We start from the raw sequence: 16,073 nt of genomic DNA, 5'->3' as shown, positions 1-16,073 counted from the left end.
GATCACACGCCAACGATAAAGTGATGCGATTGGTGCGCCCTACTTCAACTTCCTATCAAGTTTTTAATCCATTTTCTTGTTTTCATGCGATAGAGCGACCCGCCCCACTTGAGGACTTCTTCCGTTAGGAAAAGCAGATATACCCACTCAGGTGGAAACTTAAAATAGATAGCCGCGATGGCTGCCAATGGGATACCGATCACCCACTGAGCAATCAAATCTTGATAGAGGCAGAACTTCACATCACCACCCGCTCTCAACACCCCAACGATCACAGTCAATGGCACCGAGCGAATGACAATACCCACACAGAGGATCAGAATGAACTTCTCTGAGAGGGCTCTGGTTTCTTCCGTCAGTGCGCTAAAGGCATTAAGTATTGGCGTTTGAACGAAATAGAGAAAAACGGCTACAACAATACTAGTTAAGAAACACAAAATTGTTAAGCCAAGCGCTTGATAGTAAACCGCTTCATTGTTTTTCGCACCAAGTTGATTACCCACCAAAACAGCTGCCGCATTCGAAAGGCCAATCAATAAACTCAATGAGATAGATTCAACCGGCGTCATGACCGATAGCGCAGCCAGACCTTGAACGCCCGATTGCCCCATGATCGCGTGGTAAGCAAACAAACCACCCGCCCATGCTAAGAAGTTAAACGTGGTCGGCAGAGACAGCTTCAAGAAGCGAACCACCTTATCAATCGAAGCTGCCGCTTTAATATCGCAAAACTTAAATGCTAATAAATGCTTAGAGAAATAGAGATAACCAAACAAAGTCGCGACTTCAATCGCGCCACTCAGTACCGTCGCAATCGCCGCACCTTTGATTCCAAGCGCAGGAAAGCCTAAGTTACCGAAGATCAGCACCCAGTTTAAGAACACGTTAGACAGGATGCCGATACCGCTGAAAAATGTACTTAGCCCGGGTTTGTGCATCGCTCTCAAACCCACAGCCATACTGCTGACACACGATACCGCTAGCATGCTAAATGACGTAATTACGATGTATTCAACGCCTAAGTTGATGACCTCTTGAGAGTCGGTCGTCACGCCCATGATTTGTGCAGGAAATGAAACGAAAAACGCGATAGTCAGTAAAGCAAACAGTGTCGACACCAGCCACGTCAGCGCAGTGCTTTCTCTCACACCTTGTCTGTTACCCGCGCCCCAATATTGAGCAGTAAGAAGAGCACCGCCCGTGGTAACACCCACCAGCATAATGGTCGTCACGAACATCGCTCGGCTCGCCACCCCCACAGCTGCGATGTCTGCTTCGCCAAGTTGGCCCAACATCAATACATCCACCAAGCCTCGGCTTGAAAACATAATGCTCTGCAAGGTGATGGGCAGTGCAATCGCAATAAGCCTGCGAACAAAATCACCTCGTGTGTGATGAATAATTGAAGAGAGCAACATAGAGAGATACCTAAACGGAACGTATTGATGAATAAAGATAAATATCGCGCTATTATATCAATGTTCGGTTTTTAACCACAGATATAAATGGAGTAACAATGAAGAAAGTACTGGTTTTAGGCGCTTCTGGATATGTTGGTTCGCAACTCCTCCCTCTCCTGCTTGAGCAAGGCTATCAAGTCACGGCAGCAGCAAGGCATATCGACTATTTAAAGGCACGGACCGAGCCTCACGAAAGCTTATCGCTTGAGTATCTTGATCTGGCCGATCAAGCTGCGACACAAGCCTTAGTCCCCGACTTTGATCTTATCTTCTTTCTCGTCCATGGCATGGCGGAAGGCCACGACTTTATCGATTATGAGCTGAACTTAGCCCGTAACTTTGTTTCTGCTCTTGGGCCAAAGAATCAACACGTCATCTACCTGAGTTCTTTACAGCCTCAGACTGGTGATTCAGAGCACCTTCAAGCGAGAAAGAAAACCGGCGAATTGCTTCGTAAAGGGCCTGTACCCGTTACCGAACTTCAAGCTGGCGTGATCATTGGCCCAGGATCTGCGGCATTCGAGATCATGCGAGATTTCGTGTACAACTTGCCGATTATGATTGCGCCAAAATGGGTTGACTCTAAAGCCAACCCGATTGCTTTGCAGAACCTGAACCACTATTTACTAAAACTCGCACAAGACACGCCTAGCGAAAGCCAAACCTTTGAGGTTGGCGGGCCGGATATTGTCTCTTACCGAAACCAATTTGCTCATATTGCTAAAACCGCCGATCGTCCACTCAAACTATGGGCGACATCGCTACTGACACCAAAGATTGCTTCATATTGGTTAGGTGTGGTGACTTCTGTACCGTCTAACATAGGTAGAGCACTACTTGCAGGCTTAAAGCACGACTTCATCGCCAGTTCGACCATCATTAGAGAAAAGTACCCTCAGAAGCTTATCTCGTTCGAAAATATGGTTGAACAAGCCATTCACGCTGAAGGAAACTTTGTCAAAAGCAATGTATGGGGCTTTGATAAAACCGCATTCAAACGCTGGCAAGCTGGGTATGGCTATTACCCGAAGAAAACAGGCGCAAGTATCACCTCAAGCGCTTCATTGGAATCGCTTTGGCATGTTGCTCAGCAAATCGGAAGCCCGAAGCAAGGTTACTTCTTTGCTAACACTTTATGGCGCACACGCGAATGGTTGGATGTTCTTTTCGGTGGCGGTGTACCGGTTCGACAAATGCCAGAAGGGCCCAACCTAAAAGTCGGTGACAAAATCGATTCATGGAAGGTCATTCGCTGTGAAGAGAATCAGTTTTTATCCCTGCTTTTCGGTATGAAAGGCCCCGGTTTAGGGCGACTCGAGATTACCGTCTCTGACCACGGTGACTCTCGCGAGCTGAACATTTCAGCGTGGTGGCACCCTAAAGGCTTTCTAGGGTTACTGTATTGGTTTGCTATGATGCCAGCCCACCTGTTTATTTTTAAAGGCATGGTGAAGGCAATTGAGAAGCAGGCTAAAGAACAGGATTAAAAGCAGATGCGGGATTCGAGTGACGAGATGCGAAAAGATTAAAAGCAAATTAGCGACACGCGCTATGAGAGACAAAAAAGAGCGGATAATTCCGCTCTTCGTATCTCTCATCTCGAATCCGCTATTAGCCGATAACGCTAATTGGGATCTCAGCCAGTTGGTTGCCTTGGTTAGCAGGGTAAACGATGTATTCACCGTGATACTTCACCGCAGACTTATAGTCCGTTACTTTGTGAAGCATGAAGCCCGCTTCCATCGCCGCTTGGATGAACTCAGCATGGTTGCCACGAACAAACCAGTTCATTGGCTTAACCATCAACTCCCCGTCGAAAGAGTCGTCACACTGTTTACCGCATAAAGCAAAAGAGTGCTCGCCATCGGTGAAGAATTGAATCTTGCCGCCAGTCGTTAGCTCGTCTTCACTCGATACGCTCCAACCCATCTCGTACATTTTGTCCATGAACGCTTCAACATCACTGTCTTTTAGCGTTTTAGGCTCTTCGCCTTCAGGGAAAAAACGTCCGTAAAACGCAGAAATACGTTTAAAGGTAAAAGTTAAATCAGAGTTGTTGCCTTTTGAGCGACCCTGTTTCTGCCAGCGAACTAAGTCAGGCACAATCACGCGATCATAAGCTTGAGATTTAATCGCTTTTGTTACCCAACGAACAAGATAAAGGTTGTTCGCGATAGGTGCGTCGATCGCTTTACCAGACTTATGCAGAGCATACAGCTCGCCCAGCGCATCGTTCACTAACTTCTGAATTTCAATATAGTATTTTGACATTATGCCTTCTTTCCTAATGTCCAATATAGTAATGCTGACAGTATTGCACATGCTGCCATCATCATAGCCATTGGCCCTGCAGTGTCACTTGGTAGCATTGCAACAATTGCCCCCACTACAGAACCAGTACCAAATCTTAATGTGCCTGCAAGCGAAGAAGCTGTGCCGGCCATATTCGGGTATCCGCTTAAAAGCAGTGCCATTGAGTTACTACCAATGGTAGACAGTGTGCCGATAAACAGCATCACGAATGGCACAATACCCCACAAACCGATATCTAACATCCAACCGACTAACAGACCTAAGCCCGCAAACAGTTGAATGGTTAAACCGACTCTGAGCATAGCGTGAGAGCCCACTTTCTTAACGATTCGACCGTTGATGCTCGTCATCAAGATCATAGCAACAATATTCAAGCCGAACAGGTAGCCAAACAGATCAGGGCGAACGCCATAGATATCGATGTAAACGAATGAACCTGCCGTTAAGAACGCAAACATCCCTGAAAATGAGAATGCACCAGAGAAAATCAGGCCCATCGCCGTTGGGTTCTTACACAGTCGAGCATAGTTACGAATCGTTGTTTTAAAGCGCAAGGGTTGTCGGTTTTCTGCAGGAAGCGTTTCTGGGATCTTCATCGATACCGCCAGAATCACGATCACCGCAAAAATAGCCAGAACCCAGAAAATTGAACGCCAACCGAACCACAACGCTAAGTAACCGCCAATCATCGGAGCAACCAATGGCGCAACTGTCATCACCAAAGTAACGAAAGACATGGTTCTTGCGAAATCTTCACGATCGAACATATCTCTTACCACCGCTTGGATGATAACGGCCGCCGCAGCACCAGCAAAACCTTGAGCGGTACGGATGTAAGTCAGCGCTTCAATGCCATGAGTTGTCGCACTCACCATAGAAGCGATAGCAAACAAGAACACACCAATAAGCAGTACAGGCTTGCGACCATAGCTATCCGCCAACGGGCCATGCAGCAACTGCCCCAGCGCGAAACCTGCGGTATAGGCTGTTAGCGTGATTTGTACCTCACCCGCCGTCACACCAAGATCTTTAGCAATGGTCGGCATCGCTGGCAGATACATATCAATGGCTAGCGGAGTAAGTGCACCAATCGCACCTAGAATCAAAAACAGCACTAAGCCTAATTGAGGTGTTTCTAGTTGGGAGCTTTGGCTCTGTGAGGTCGATGTTTGCATGGTTCTCCGAATGTTCAACTGATAGAGCTAGGGACTAGCGTGAGTACGCGAGTCAAAGATTGGCTGAGACTTTCCTAGTACCAGTCAACATCATCAGCCGACGCTATCCATGGTCGGCTTTACAACGAAAGGGCTATGTCCAGCAAAAGTGGTCTCTTGTTAAGAACAATTTCTTGTTAAGAGCAACTTCTAGCTAAGGACTACTTCCAGATTGAATCGACTTCTTCTTGCGTTAGGTAACGGTATTCACCTAACTCTAAAGATTCGTCCATCTCAATTTCGCCAATACGTTCACGGTGTAGTGCTTCTACCTTGTTACCAAGAGCAGCAAACATACGTTTAACTTGGTGGTATTTGCCTTCGTGAATCGTTAGCAGCACTTCACGCTCTGCACGAACTTCTAGGTGTGCAGGAAGTGTTAGGCCATCTTCGCTCTTAAGCTGGATGCCCTCTTTGAATTTTTCAACGTAATCGTCTTCAACAGGTTCAACCAACCACACACGGTACGTCTTCTCGCACTTGTGCTTTGGCGAAGTGATACGGTGAGACCACTTACCATCGTCTGTAATCAACACAAGACCTGTTGTATCAATATCTAGACGACCAGCAAAGTGCAGCTTGTCCATTTTGATTTCATCAAGTAATTCAAACGCGATACGATTTGCGCCATCTTCATGCGAACAAACAAAGCCTTCTGGCTTATAAAGCATGATGTAACGTGGGCCGTGAACATTCAGTTCATTGCCTTGCCATTCCACAACGCACTCTTCAGTTACCTTGAGTGAGCCGCTTTTTTGAATGACATCATTTACTGTCACTGCCTTGGATTTTAATAAGTGTGTTGCTTCTCTTCGAGTGACGCCTAATGCATCGCACAGAAATTTATCTAAACGCATGAATACCTCAACTAATCTAAGTCGGGTATTATAGTCACCTTTGCTCAATTAGTTGAGCTATTTCACACTATTTGTTTTCCTTCTTACAAGACGCGATATGTATACACTCCGCCCGTACCAAGCTGATTCTGTAAAATCAGTGATTCATTACTTCAGAAAACACCAAACTCCGGCAGTGCTCGTGCTTCCGACAGGTGCAGGAAAAAGCCTTGTGATTGCAGAGTTAGCAAGGCTTGCGAAAGGTCGAGTGTTGGTGCTTGCTCACGTAAAAGAGTTGGTTGAACAGAACCATGAAAAGTATGAAGGTTACGGGCTGAAAGGCTCGATTTTCTCTGCGGGTTTAGGACGCAAAGAGACCGACCAACAAGTCGTGTTTGCTTCGGTGCAATCTGTGGTGCGAAATCTCGATTCATTCTCTAACCAATTTTCGCTGTTGGTTATCGACGAATGCCACCGTGTTCCCGATGAAAAGACCAGTAGTTATCAGAAAGTTATCACTCACTTACGCGAGAATAATTCGGGCATCAAGGTGCTTGGATTAACAGCGACCCCATATCGTCTTGGGATGGGTTGGATTTATCAATACCACACTCGCGGTCAAGTGCGTTCAGATGAGCCACGTTTCTTCCGCGACTGTATCTTTGAGCTGCCGATTCGTTACCTGCTCGATGAAGGTTTCTTAACTCCTGCACGCATGATTGATGCACCCGTGTTGAGCTATGACTTTTCGCAGTTAAAGCCCGCGAGCACTGGTCGCTACAAAGAAGCAGAACTCGACATGGTGATCGAGCAATCGAAACGAGCGACCCCACAGATTGTCGATCAGATTATTCACCTAGCCCAAGATAAACTAGGCATCATGGTATTCGCTGCGACCGTTCGACACGCGCAAGAGATCCTCGGCTTATTACCAGAAGGTGAAGCTTCAATTGTGATTGGCGATACGCCGACGCTCGAGCGTGACCAAATAATCAGCGACTTCAAAGAACGTAAAATCAAGTTCTTGGTTAACGTATCGGTATTAACCACAGGTTTTGATGCGCCACACGTCGATTTAATCGCGATTTTGCGCCCGACAGAATCCATCAGTTTGTATCAACAAATCGTTGGCCGTGGCTTACGCCTATCGCCGGGTAAGAAAGAGTGTTTGGTGCTCGACTATGCGGGCAACAGTTACGACCTTTACCAACCCGAGGTTGGCGACCCTAAACCCGATTCAGACAGTGAAATCATCACCATTCCTTGCCCGGCGTGCGGCTTCAATAACAACTTTTGGGGTAAGCTAGACAGCAATGGCTTCTTGCTTGAGCACTTTGGTCGTAAATGCCAAGGCTACTTTACCGATGAAGACACAGGCGAACGCGAACACTGCAACTATCGTTTCCGAGCGAAATATTGTGGTGAATGTGGGGCCGATAACGACATTGCCGCGCGTATTTGTCATGAGTGCGATGCAACCTTAGTCGACCCAGACAAAAAACTTAAAGAGGCACTGAACCTAAAAGATGCTTTGGTATTCGAGTGCTTAGAAATGGACCTCAACGTGCTTAAAGATGATAAAGGTAAATCACAACTTAAAGTCACCTATCGCGGTGAAAACCAAGCGCAAGTGCATGAGTTTTGGTCATTAACCACCAAAAAGCAGAAGCAGAACTTCAAAGACCAGTTTGTTCGCCCTCACCTTGCAGACAGACACCGCCCTTTCGAAGAAGCCTCACCGACGAAAGTGGTTGCTCACCAACATAGATTCCGCCCACCTCAATTCGTGATTGCCCGTAAAGTCGGACGCTTTTGGAAAATGAGAGACAAGATATTCGAAGACGAACTACAGCAGCGTTAAGGTTAAGAATAAAAGTAAGTCTTACGTTCTTAACACTCGGCAATTAATCTTATGTATTAAAGCCTGCGCCATTTAAGCGTTAAGTTTTTCGGTATCAAATTCTCATTATTAATCAGGTTCACTTTCTGTTCAGAATTACTTTTTTATACTGAACGCTATCAACCTTCTCTAGGATTCGCTATGTTTAGTAAAGCTATGATTTCTTTTTTTTCTATAAGCTTAGGCTTATTTGTTTCTGCTGGCGCATGGGCTAACTCACATCATAATGGTCATGAATTAGTGCAGGACGTTCATAAAGCAGGAACCAGCATCGAATTTGAAGAAGATCAAGACGAAGTCTATGAAGCCGTACGAGAAGGCTACATTCGCCCTTTCTCAGAAATGTATGCGGCGGTTGAAAACGATCTTCATGGCAGAATCATTAAAGTAGAACTAGAAGAAGATGACGACATTTGGGTGTATGAACTAAAAATCAATTACCAAAACAACATCATCAAAGTCGAATACAACGCTGAGACGTTAGAAATGCTTATGATCAAAGGCCGCAACTTTAAAGACGCAATTAAACACGGCGACTAGTTACGTACGACGAAGAGCTAAGCACGACGAACAGTCATTAGAAGAAATTAGAAGAACAATTATGAAAATTTTAGTCGTTGAAGATGAGCCTCGTTTGGGCCAACAAATTATTGAAACACTTGAGGGGGCCGACTGGGTTCCAGAGCTCTCTCAAGATGGTATCGACGCACTCTACCGTGCAACGTCAGAAGAATGGGACGCGATTGTCCTCGATTTAGGTTTACCTAAGCTTGACGGCCTAACGGTATTAAAAGGCATTCGAGACGAAAACATCAACACGCCAGTGATTATCTTAAGTGCTCGTGACACGCTAACTCAACGTGTTGAGGGCTTGAACGCCGGTGCTGATGACTACCTAACTAAGCCATTTGAGATGGTCGAGCTGATTGCCCGTATCCGAGCTCAACTGCGCCGAGCATCAGGCAGTGCTGCTCCGATACTTCAAATCGGTGATCTAAGCCTAGACACACGCAGTTCTAAAGTGTTGTGGCAAGGTCAAGCAGTTAGCCTCACGGCGCTGGAATATAAAGTTGTCGCGTACTTCATGCATAACCAAAACAAGGTTATCTCGCGCACTGAGTTGGTTGAGCATATCTACAAGCAAGACTTCGACCGAGACTCAAACACGGTTGAAGTGTTCATCGGTCGTATTCGTAAGAAAATCGCACCAAAGATCATCAAAACCGTTCGTGGCCTTGGCTACCAACTGAATGCTGAATAGCTCAGTCGTCAATCACGCCAAGAGCAACCATTAATTAAGTGGACAGCCTGTTCTGATCATCGCAATACGATAAGTTACGATGAGCAAAGGCAGGTTGGAAATGCATGAATCTAAAGAAACGAACACTTAAAAACATCAGTTTAAAAAGCCGCTTGCTCCTTGCTGCGGCTTTTTGGCTAGGTGCGATGATATTAGCGGCTGGTGTCGGGATTCCGAAGCTGGTTAACGACTACCTCGTCGATGACATGAAGCAGCAGCTTGGCTTAACCATGGATGAGTTAACCGCCAATATCGAAACCAATGACAGTGGTAACCTGATCATGGCAGAGCGTCTGTCTGATCCTAGGTTCAACCAGCCCTACAGTGGTATTTATTGGCGCGCCGCTACCCAAGAGCAGATCATTCGATCTCGCTCGCTATGGGATAAAGACCTCACCATCAAGCGTTCACCGATTCACACATCAGTCAAAGGGCCAGAGAAAGAAAAGCTGATTTACATCGAGCAAGATATCTACCTGCCTGAACTGAGCGACCCTGTCACGATCACCATTGGTATTGATGAAGATCCATTAGAATCCACACTGACAGAGCTTACTGGTCAAGTCTGGTTGATCCTAATGTTGCTGTTTGTTGGCGTGCTGATGTTGATCGGTATTCAAGTCAGTTGGTCGTTATTACCGCTCAGCAAGATGCAACGCGAACTGGTAATGCTAAGAAACGGCGAGCAAGAAGGGTTAAGCGATAACTACCCGAAAGAGGTTTCTCCATTAGTCTCTGACCTCAATGCCCTGCTCTTTCACTATCAAGAGTTATTAGAACGAGCTCGTAACCACGCGGGTAACTTATCTCATGCGTTGAAAACACCGCTTTCAGTTCTAAAAAATGAGATAGAGCGACTTCCAGAGGATGACAAGGCACTGCTGCAACAGCCCATTCATCAGATTCAAAGCCAAATTGATTATCACCTTGGCCGCGCTCGTATGGCAGGTGCAATGAACATTCTTTCGGTGAAGTCTTCACCTTGTGAGCGTGTTGAAGCTATCTCAATGGCGTTTGATAAAGTCTACGCAGCCAACGAAGTCACCATAATTAACGAGCTAGACTCTGAGATTGAAGTGGCAGTAGAAAAAACCGACCTTGATGAAATGGTCGGCAACCTACTCGAGAACAGTTACAAGTGGGCTGGCAGCATTATTCGCGTCCATGCAAATGAACTCGACGATGGCAACATAGAGTTGGTGATTGAAGATGATGGCCAAGGCATTCCTGAAGAGAAGCTTGAGCAAGTGACCAAACGTGGCGTCCGACTTGATGAAACCACACCAGGAACAGGCTTAGGGCTTAATATCGTAAATGAAATGGCACACAGTTACCGAGGCAGCCTAACGCTCAGCAAGAGCTCAATGGGCGGCTTAAAAGCTTCTCTGGTGCTTAAAGTAAGTAAAGGCTGAACAAGCTAAGTAAAAGTTAAACACAATAAGCCCTAACGTAATGCTAGGGCTTAATTCTATCGACCTTATATACAACTCTATATATCGTTCACAGCAACATCCAAAGTTTGTGAATTATCACTAAGGGTCGTTGCTCCAATCGTTAATACCCGGCCATCAGTGTAATAGTCATGATCGTCATTGATCACTTCCACCGTTGCCAATGGGTACTTGTCTAGCTCGATGTCTGGTAGTGACGCTCGTATCTGATTAGCGAGCCTATCTCGCTCTTCATCAACATTAGGGTCAATGTTATGAAGTACGGTCACAATGCCAGAATAAGGGGTGACTTTAAGGCCATCATCATAGCTAATTGCGCCTAACCACTGAGGCTGGTTAGTTTTAATATCAACACCTGCGCGCCACCAGCGAATATGGCTGCGCTTCATCAAATTACCCGGCAATTGAAACGCCATATCTTGTGGCTTGTCTCGCCAATACAAATCAGATACAGGTGGCGTTTTGTCTCTAAGCAATGCGAGATAGCCAGCCCATTCAATCTCATTTCGAGAGAAGGTTTGATTCTCTATCCAGCCTAATTGTTTCATTAAGTCTCTTGGGGTTACTCCAACATAAATGACGTTGATCGCTTGCGCCGAGTAGAATGACGATTTCCCTGGGAATGCTTTATAGGTAACCGAGTTCCAGTCTACTTTGTTTATTTGATCCGTCTCTTGTTGATTCTGAAAATCATCCGCTTTCCAAAAAAAGTGGGCGTAGTTCGCAAACAATACCCACGCTAACATCAGCGCACTCGACTTAAGAACCAAGCGTCGCCACTTCATTCGGTAACCGATAATGGTGAAGACCAATACCGCGAATACCCCGACGATCAAACTATTGTGCTCAGAGATAAATATCTTAAGGCTATTAAGCCACGGGAAGTTTTCAACGCCGTGCGCCAGTAACATGCCCCAAGCAATGAACTGTCCACCACCAAGAGCCAAGCCGATAAACGCCAACATACTAAAATTACGCCACGGTACACGATGCGAGCCAGCTATAAATGGCACAACCCAAGCAATAGGCCCTAATAAACGAGCAAAAAGAATGATGTATGTACCTTTGCGAGCAACCAGATAGCGGCAGCGCGCAATTAATCTTTTGGTTTTAGGACGAAACTTAATGAGCCTTCGTTGCGCCTTAGCACCGTATTTATAACCAATGAAATAACTGAGTTGGTCACCAAGCAAACCACCTAGCATCACCAAAACCAACGCCATCCATGCACCTGAATACAGTTGAAAGCCCGCTGCGATAAAGAAGGGCTCTCCCGGTACAAATAGGTTTGGGCCAATGAGAGCATCACCCAATGCCCCCAGAAACAGCCCTAGTCCATCAAACATAACAACCTCAATACTTACTGTTCTTTGTAGTGACCAAACTTGTAGTTCATCTCGTTGTTACGCATTTCGCCTTTGAAGAAGCGTCTTACATTGGCTTTAAGATAAGTTGAGCCTGTCTTCACAACGCCATCTTGGTCTAAACGACGTGGGTCAAAACCAAAGGTCATATTCAGGAATCTAAATCGCCATGTTTTGCTCGCACGTTTTACGTAGTCACAATCTTCACACAGGACGATCTCTTCATCAAAACCGCCGATCTCATCATGCGCCCGTTTAGTCGAGAAAATACATGCGCCAATCGCCGTCGGGAAAAAGAACTGAGTAGTAAACAAGCCTGCGTTAAATAGCCCGTAACCAAACTTGTGTACAAGCGGCAAACCTTTCGAGCTCATGTACACACCCGCCACTTCAAGCTTGTTCTCTTCTAGTTCATAAAGCGCTTTCGCAAGGAAGTTTCGAGGCAAGCTCACGTCAGCATCTAAGAAAAGGATTCGGTTGTATTGCGCCAATGAAGCACCCGTGTTTCGGCCAAGGCTCACACCACGGTTTTCCATGTGATGCACCGTTAATTTTGGCAACGCGTTTTCATAAGCTTGCGCCACTTCTCTGGTGTTATCTTCACTGTTCGAGTCGACAACAATCACTTCAAACTCTTGGTGGGTTTGCACGCTCAACTCTTCCATTAAGCGGCTAATGCGTTTCTCTTCGTTTAGCGTAATTACGACAATGCTTACCGGTTCCATATTTTCACCTATTCATTCTGCTGTTTAATTGACACTAAGATTAACGAACTAAGACTTAACCAAGTCTTAGGCAAACATTCATTTTCCGTTCATTAACTTGATGATTTAGCAGTGATATAAATAGATAAGGATTGCGATGTAAAAGGGAGTAAAATGCGCTAAACAAGCGTTAGCGAACGTTTTATCTCCAAACGAACCCATTATCGAAGGAAATTCACTTTGAGATGGGCTTCTGACTTGCTCATATTGGAATGTGATGTTAGTATCCGCGCTCGCTTAAGCATGAACTTTTATGTTTAAGCATTACCACACACTCAAGGTCGCATTGAGGTGTGAAGTTAATTTTTACTAATTTGAGAGTAAAACTATGAAATTTGAAGCAGTAGTACGTACTGAACTAGGTAAAGGTGCGAGCCGCCGCCTACGTCACGCTGGTAAATTCCCAGCTGTAATCTACGGTGGCGAAGCTGAAGCTGTAGCTATCGAACTTGTTCACGCTGACGTGATCAACCAAATGGACAAGCCTGAATTCTACGAAGCAATCACTCTACTGATTGACGGCGCAGAAGTTAAGGTTAAGCCACAAGACGTTCAACGTCACGCGTTCAAGCCAAAAGTTGAGCACATGGACTTCATCCGCATCTAATTCCCTACCAAGGAATAAGATTGGATTAATCCAGCCTTCTGCATAGAAAAGATAATCGATCTTACCAGTCGAGAAATCTAGAAATTCGAAACCCCGATGCTACCAACATCGGGGTTTCACCGTTTTTGAGCCCTCAAAAAACGTCCAAAACATCTTATCGAATCCAAACTAAAGATACCTACCCACGCGCTCTACTTCTTTCAAAGCAATACCATCGCCTGCTATACCAACAGGAGCTGAACCTAGTGAATACCACTTAACATCATCAGTCTCTTGAGCGGTGATATCTCCTTTCCAGTCACTCACGATAAAATAATGAATCAACTGAAGTTCCTTCGTAGGATGGTAAAGCGAACACAAGTATTGGTAATCAATCGGAACAACATTAAGCTCTTCATCGAGCTCACGAAAGAGTGTCTGAACCAGGTTTTCACCGTGTTCAATATGGCCGCCAGGTATAGTGATTAAACCGGGATCGGTCTCCCTAGACTCACTACGCTTTTCTAGCAATACTTGTGATTCGTTCAGCAAGATAAAAGAGACACACTCGTGGACATCCATCTAATTTTCCTAAAGCCGTTACAAAGGTAGTTAAGTTTGTTGTTCTAGCTTGTGTTAATGCTTAATTTACAACAAGCTTTTTACTCAGCCTTTCATACAATTCAAAAGCTTCTGTTTTAGATATCAAATTTCCGAGAGCGTATTGATGAGCTAGCTCAATATCGTCGCTTTGATTGGAGTAATAGCGCTTGGCGACTGCAGCACACTGGCTCAGGTTGGTGTACCAGCTGCCGTCTTGCTCAGCCACAAAATAATACGCCGCTCGCACTAACTTTTTACCAATTACCTTAACGATATCCGCATCAGTCATTGTTTTGAAACTCGAGGGCATTTGCTTAAGAAAAGTCGATAAATCGCCATTAAGAGCTTGGGCTATTTCATTGCTGGGCTTATATCGTGGAAACTTTATAGATAGATCATTCCCCCAAACACAACAGCAGCAATGCTTGATCCAAAAGTGCCAGTGATACTTTTCCGTGGGTTGCAGAACATCCCGCAGGAAGCCAGGATCGATATCAAGCTTGGTCACTTGCGGATAGGTTTGGGGTATGGTGCCGGAAAGTAGGTTAAATACTTCCTTTTCTCTCTGACCAACAGGCGTAGCGAGTACGATAGAAACATCCAAATCAGAGCGACCAACAATGGCCGTTCCTCTAGGCACGCTTCCATACAAGTAGATACCATCAACTTGACCTGGAAGTTCTCTTAGCAGCGAATCAACGACTGCTGACACCACTTCTTGAAATTCAGTCGCAATGTTCTTTGGCGAATAAAGATTTTGAATGAACCCTTCTCGATCGAGTCCTCTAGTTTGTTCTTGCACCTTGGGTTCCTATTTTAATCGTTATAATTAATCACACCGGATTCTGATGATGATTTGAGGAGTGCCAGTGGTTAAAGTAACATTAACTCTCGCTTAGTTTTATCGTCCAACTTTTCAATCGCGTAGCGAAAAGCAACTCTTGGTATTGCGGCATGCTTAGCGTTTAAATAACCAATAACCTGTTGAGGTTCCTTTTTACTTAGGACTTTAAGCATCCAACCATATCCTTTCTGCACGAGGTCATGTCCATCTTCTAGCAATAGGTCTGCTACACAAAGCGGAGCCCACGCTGAGTATCGATTCTGATTGATCGGATAAATTAAGATGACAGCAGCAGCTCTACGTACAGCAAAATTTGAATGCTCGACCCATTTGGTTGTGAGTTCGAACAACTCATTGTATTGAGACAGTAACTCACCAAACGCATGAGTGCAGAAGTCATCACAATCATTCCAGTCAGTGACATACTCCATTAACCAATGCTCAAAGATTGGAAACGTTTCTTTCGAATATTGTTTTCTTACTCTAAATGCCCAGTCGTAAGCAATAACACCTAACGCCCAATCCCTTTCTTCAAGCAATTGAGTACACAGGGACAAAACATTAGAGATATCTTTATTTTTGATGGTTTTAAAAACGAGCGCCGATATAGATCGAACCTGCCCTGTTTTAACACTAGCCTCTGGATAACCAACGTCTGAAAGATGAAGCTTTACCGTTTCAACGATATTCATTAATTGCAAAACCTTCATAGAACTAAAATTAATATCAAAGTGAGATACACAGTACTTAAACCATACGCATGGGATTTATAAAATATAAGTTACCTTAATCACAACATTCATTATTGAGCATTTAAATTACCACTAAAACAAGGACATTCCCTTTGGTAATAGTAACTTATAATGCATACTAGCGACCTTAAAAAGAGGTGATAAATGAAAAAGAACGGTTTTACACTTATTGAGCTTGTTGTCGTTATTGTGATCCTTGGAATACTCGCCGTCACTGCCGCTCCAAGGTTCCTCAACGTAAGTACCGATTCTCATATTGCAGTCGTTAAAGGTACTGGTGCTTCTTTTAAAACAGGGGTCGATCTTGCCTATTCAAAAAATTTAACCTCAAACGGTGGTGGTGCTTCCACGAATGTCCCTATCTATGATGACTCCGCGACCGGCCAGCTTGACTTCAATGAATGGGGATATCCAGCCCAGCAATGGCACTTACCTGAAGAATCTCCAAGATTAGATAACGCTGAAGATTGCATTTCGGTATGGGGCGCACTGCTCCTCGATCCACCTAGTATTTCAAGTTTCAATTCACCAGAAGAAACCGACTACATTGCTGAATATATACAGACGGATCAGTGTATCTATCATTATCGAGTCGTACCGGGAATTTCCATTGACTACAACTCAATGAATGGTGACGTCACTGTAGACGATGAGCCGGATAACTAAGCGCTAAATGTTGGTCTTTC

Annotated in this window: 16 protein-coding genes; 7 read left to right on the top strand and 9 right to left on the bottom strand. The window is 45.0% G+C overall.

The features are described 5' to 3' along the window. Positions 1–44: 44 nt before the first annotated feature. A complete protein-coding gene (locus A136_RS09525; RefSeq protein ID WP_017060384.1) occupies positions 45–1,418 on the bottom strand; it encodes an MATE family efflux transporter in 1,374 nt (457 codons plus the stop codon). Between the two features lie 98 nt (positions 1,419–1,516). On the opposite strand from A136_RS09525, the gene A136_RS09520 reads away from it, so the two are divergent. Further along, on the top strand, positions 1,517–2,947 hold the full coding sequence (locus tag A136_RS09520) for a DUF2867 domain-containing protein (RefSeq protein WP_017065397.1): 1,431 nt from the start codon (positions 1,517–1,519) through the stop codon (positions 2,945–2,947). A 124-nt stretch (positions 2,948–3,071) separates the two neighbouring features. Here A136_RS09520 and A136_RS09515 read toward each other — a convergent pair whose 3' ends face one another. The 3 genes from A136_RS09515 to rsuA form a co-directional block, all read right to left on the bottom strand. Next, a complete protein-coding gene (locus A136_RS09515) occupies positions 3,072–3,731 on the bottom strand; it encodes a DUF2913 family protein (protein ID WP_017060382.1) in 660 nt (219 codons plus the stop codon). After that, complete coding sequence (locus A136_RS09510) at positions 3,731–4,948, bottom strand: Bcr/CflA family multidrug efflux MFS transporter (protein WP_017060381.1); 1,218 nt, start codon at positions 4,946–4,948, stop codon at positions 3,731–3,733. The genes A136_RS09515 and A136_RS09510 overlap by 1 nt, the downstream gene beginning before the upstream one ends. A gap of 200 nt (positions 4,949–5,148) precedes the next feature. Continuing rightward, positions 5,149–5,844 carry a 16S rRNA pseudouridine(516) synthase RsuA gene (gene rsuA, locus A136_RS09505; protein ID WP_017060380.1) on the bottom strand — a complete coding sequence of 232 codons (696 nt, stop codon included), beginning with the start codon at positions 5,842–5,844 and terminating at the stop codon, positions 5,149–5,151. 97 nt (positions 5,845–5,941) lie between these two features. Here rsuA and A136_RS09500 point away from each other — a divergent pair, with 97 nt between their 5' ends. From A136_RS09500 to A136_RS09485, 4 genes are all read left to right on the top strand, one after another. Beyond that, entirely contained in the window at positions 5,942–7,684 is a 1,743-nt protein-coding gene (locus tag A136_RS09500; protein WP_017065396.1) for a DEAD/DEAH box helicase, read from the top strand. 180 nt (positions 7,685–7,864) lie between these two features. Continuing rightward, positions 7,865–8,263, top strand: a complete 399-nt coding sequence (locus A136_RS09495; RefSeq protein ID WP_017065395.1) for a PepSY domain-containing protein — start codon at positions 7,865–7,867, stop codon at positions 8,261–8,263. Between the two features lie 61 nt (positions 8,264–8,324). Next, a complete protein-coding gene (locus A136_RS09490) occupies positions 8,325–8,984 on the top strand; it encodes a response regulator transcription factor (RefSeq protein WP_017060377.1) in 660 nt (219 codons plus the stop codon). Positions 8,985–9,088: 104 nt separating this feature from the next. Further along, the gene (locus tag A136_RS09485) at positions 9,089–10,435 is read left to right on the top strand and encodes an ATP-binding protein (RefSeq protein WP_017065394.1); all 1,347 of its coding nucleotides are present in this window, start codon (positions 9,089–9,091) and stop codon (positions 10,433–10,435) included. A 77-nt stretch (positions 10,436–10,512) separates the two neighbouring features. Here the strand turns inward: A136_RS09485 and A136_RS09480 are convergent, their stop codons facing one another. Beyond that, entirely contained in the window at positions 10,513–11,820 is a 1,308-nt protein-coding gene (locus A136_RS09480; RefSeq protein WP_017065393.1) for an LssY C-terminal domain-containing protein, read from the bottom strand. Positions 11,821–11,834: 14 nt separating this feature from the next. Then, positions 11,835–12,563: a glycosyltransferase family 2 protein gene (locus A136_RS09475; RefSeq protein ID WP_017065392.1), complete on the bottom strand. Its 729-nt coding sequence runs from the start codon at positions 12,561–12,563 to the stop codon at positions 11,835–11,837. A 367-nt stretch (positions 12,564–12,930) separates the two neighbouring features. Between A136_RS09475 and rplY the strand changes: the two genes are divergently transcribed. Next, complete coding sequence (gene rplY, locus A136_RS09470) at positions 12,931–13,209, top strand: 50S ribosomal protein L25 (RefSeq protein ID WP_017060373.1); 279 nt, start codon at positions 12,931–12,933, stop codon at positions 13,207–13,209. 168 nt (positions 13,210–13,377) lie between these two features. Here the strand turns inward: rplY and A136_RS09465 are convergent, their stop codons facing one another. From A136_RS09465 to A136_RS09455, 3 genes are all read right to left on the bottom strand, one after another. Then, the gene (locus A136_RS09465) at positions 13,378–13,770 is read right to left on the bottom strand and encodes an NUDIX hydrolase (RefSeq protein WP_017065391.1); all 393 of its coding nucleotides are present in this window, start codon (positions 13,768–13,770) and stop codon (positions 13,378–13,380) included. Between the two features lie 61 nt (positions 13,771–13,831). Then, positions 13,832–14,593: a nucleotidyltransferase domain-containing protein gene (locus A136_RS09460; RefSeq protein ID WP_017065390.1), complete on the bottom strand. Its 762-nt coding sequence runs from the start codon at positions 14,591–14,593 to the stop codon at positions 13,832–13,834. Between the two features lie 71 nt (positions 14,594–14,664). Then, positions 14,665–15,327, bottom strand: coding sequence for a DNA alkylation repair protein (locus A136_RS09455; protein WP_017065389.1), 663 nt, complete (start codon positions 15,325–15,327; stop codon positions 14,665–14,667). Positions 15,328–15,531: 204 nt separating this feature from the next. Between A136_RS09455 and A136_RS09450 the strand changes: the two genes are divergently transcribed. Beyond that, positions 15,532–16,053, top strand: a complete 522-nt coding sequence (locus A136_RS09450) for a type II secretion system protein (RefSeq protein WP_017065388.1) — start codon at positions 15,532–15,534, stop codon at positions 16,051–16,053. Positions 16,054–16,073: the final 20 nt, after the last annotated feature.

Source organism: Vibrio crassostreae 9ZC13, assembly GCF_000272045.2.
GTDB classification, from domain to species: Bacteria; Pseudomonadota; Gammaproteobacteria; order Enterobacterales; family Vibrionaceae; genus Vibrio; species Vibrio crassostreae_C.
Note: the sequence above shows the minus strand (reverse complement) of the source record. Positions and strands in the feature narration are given on the sequence as shown.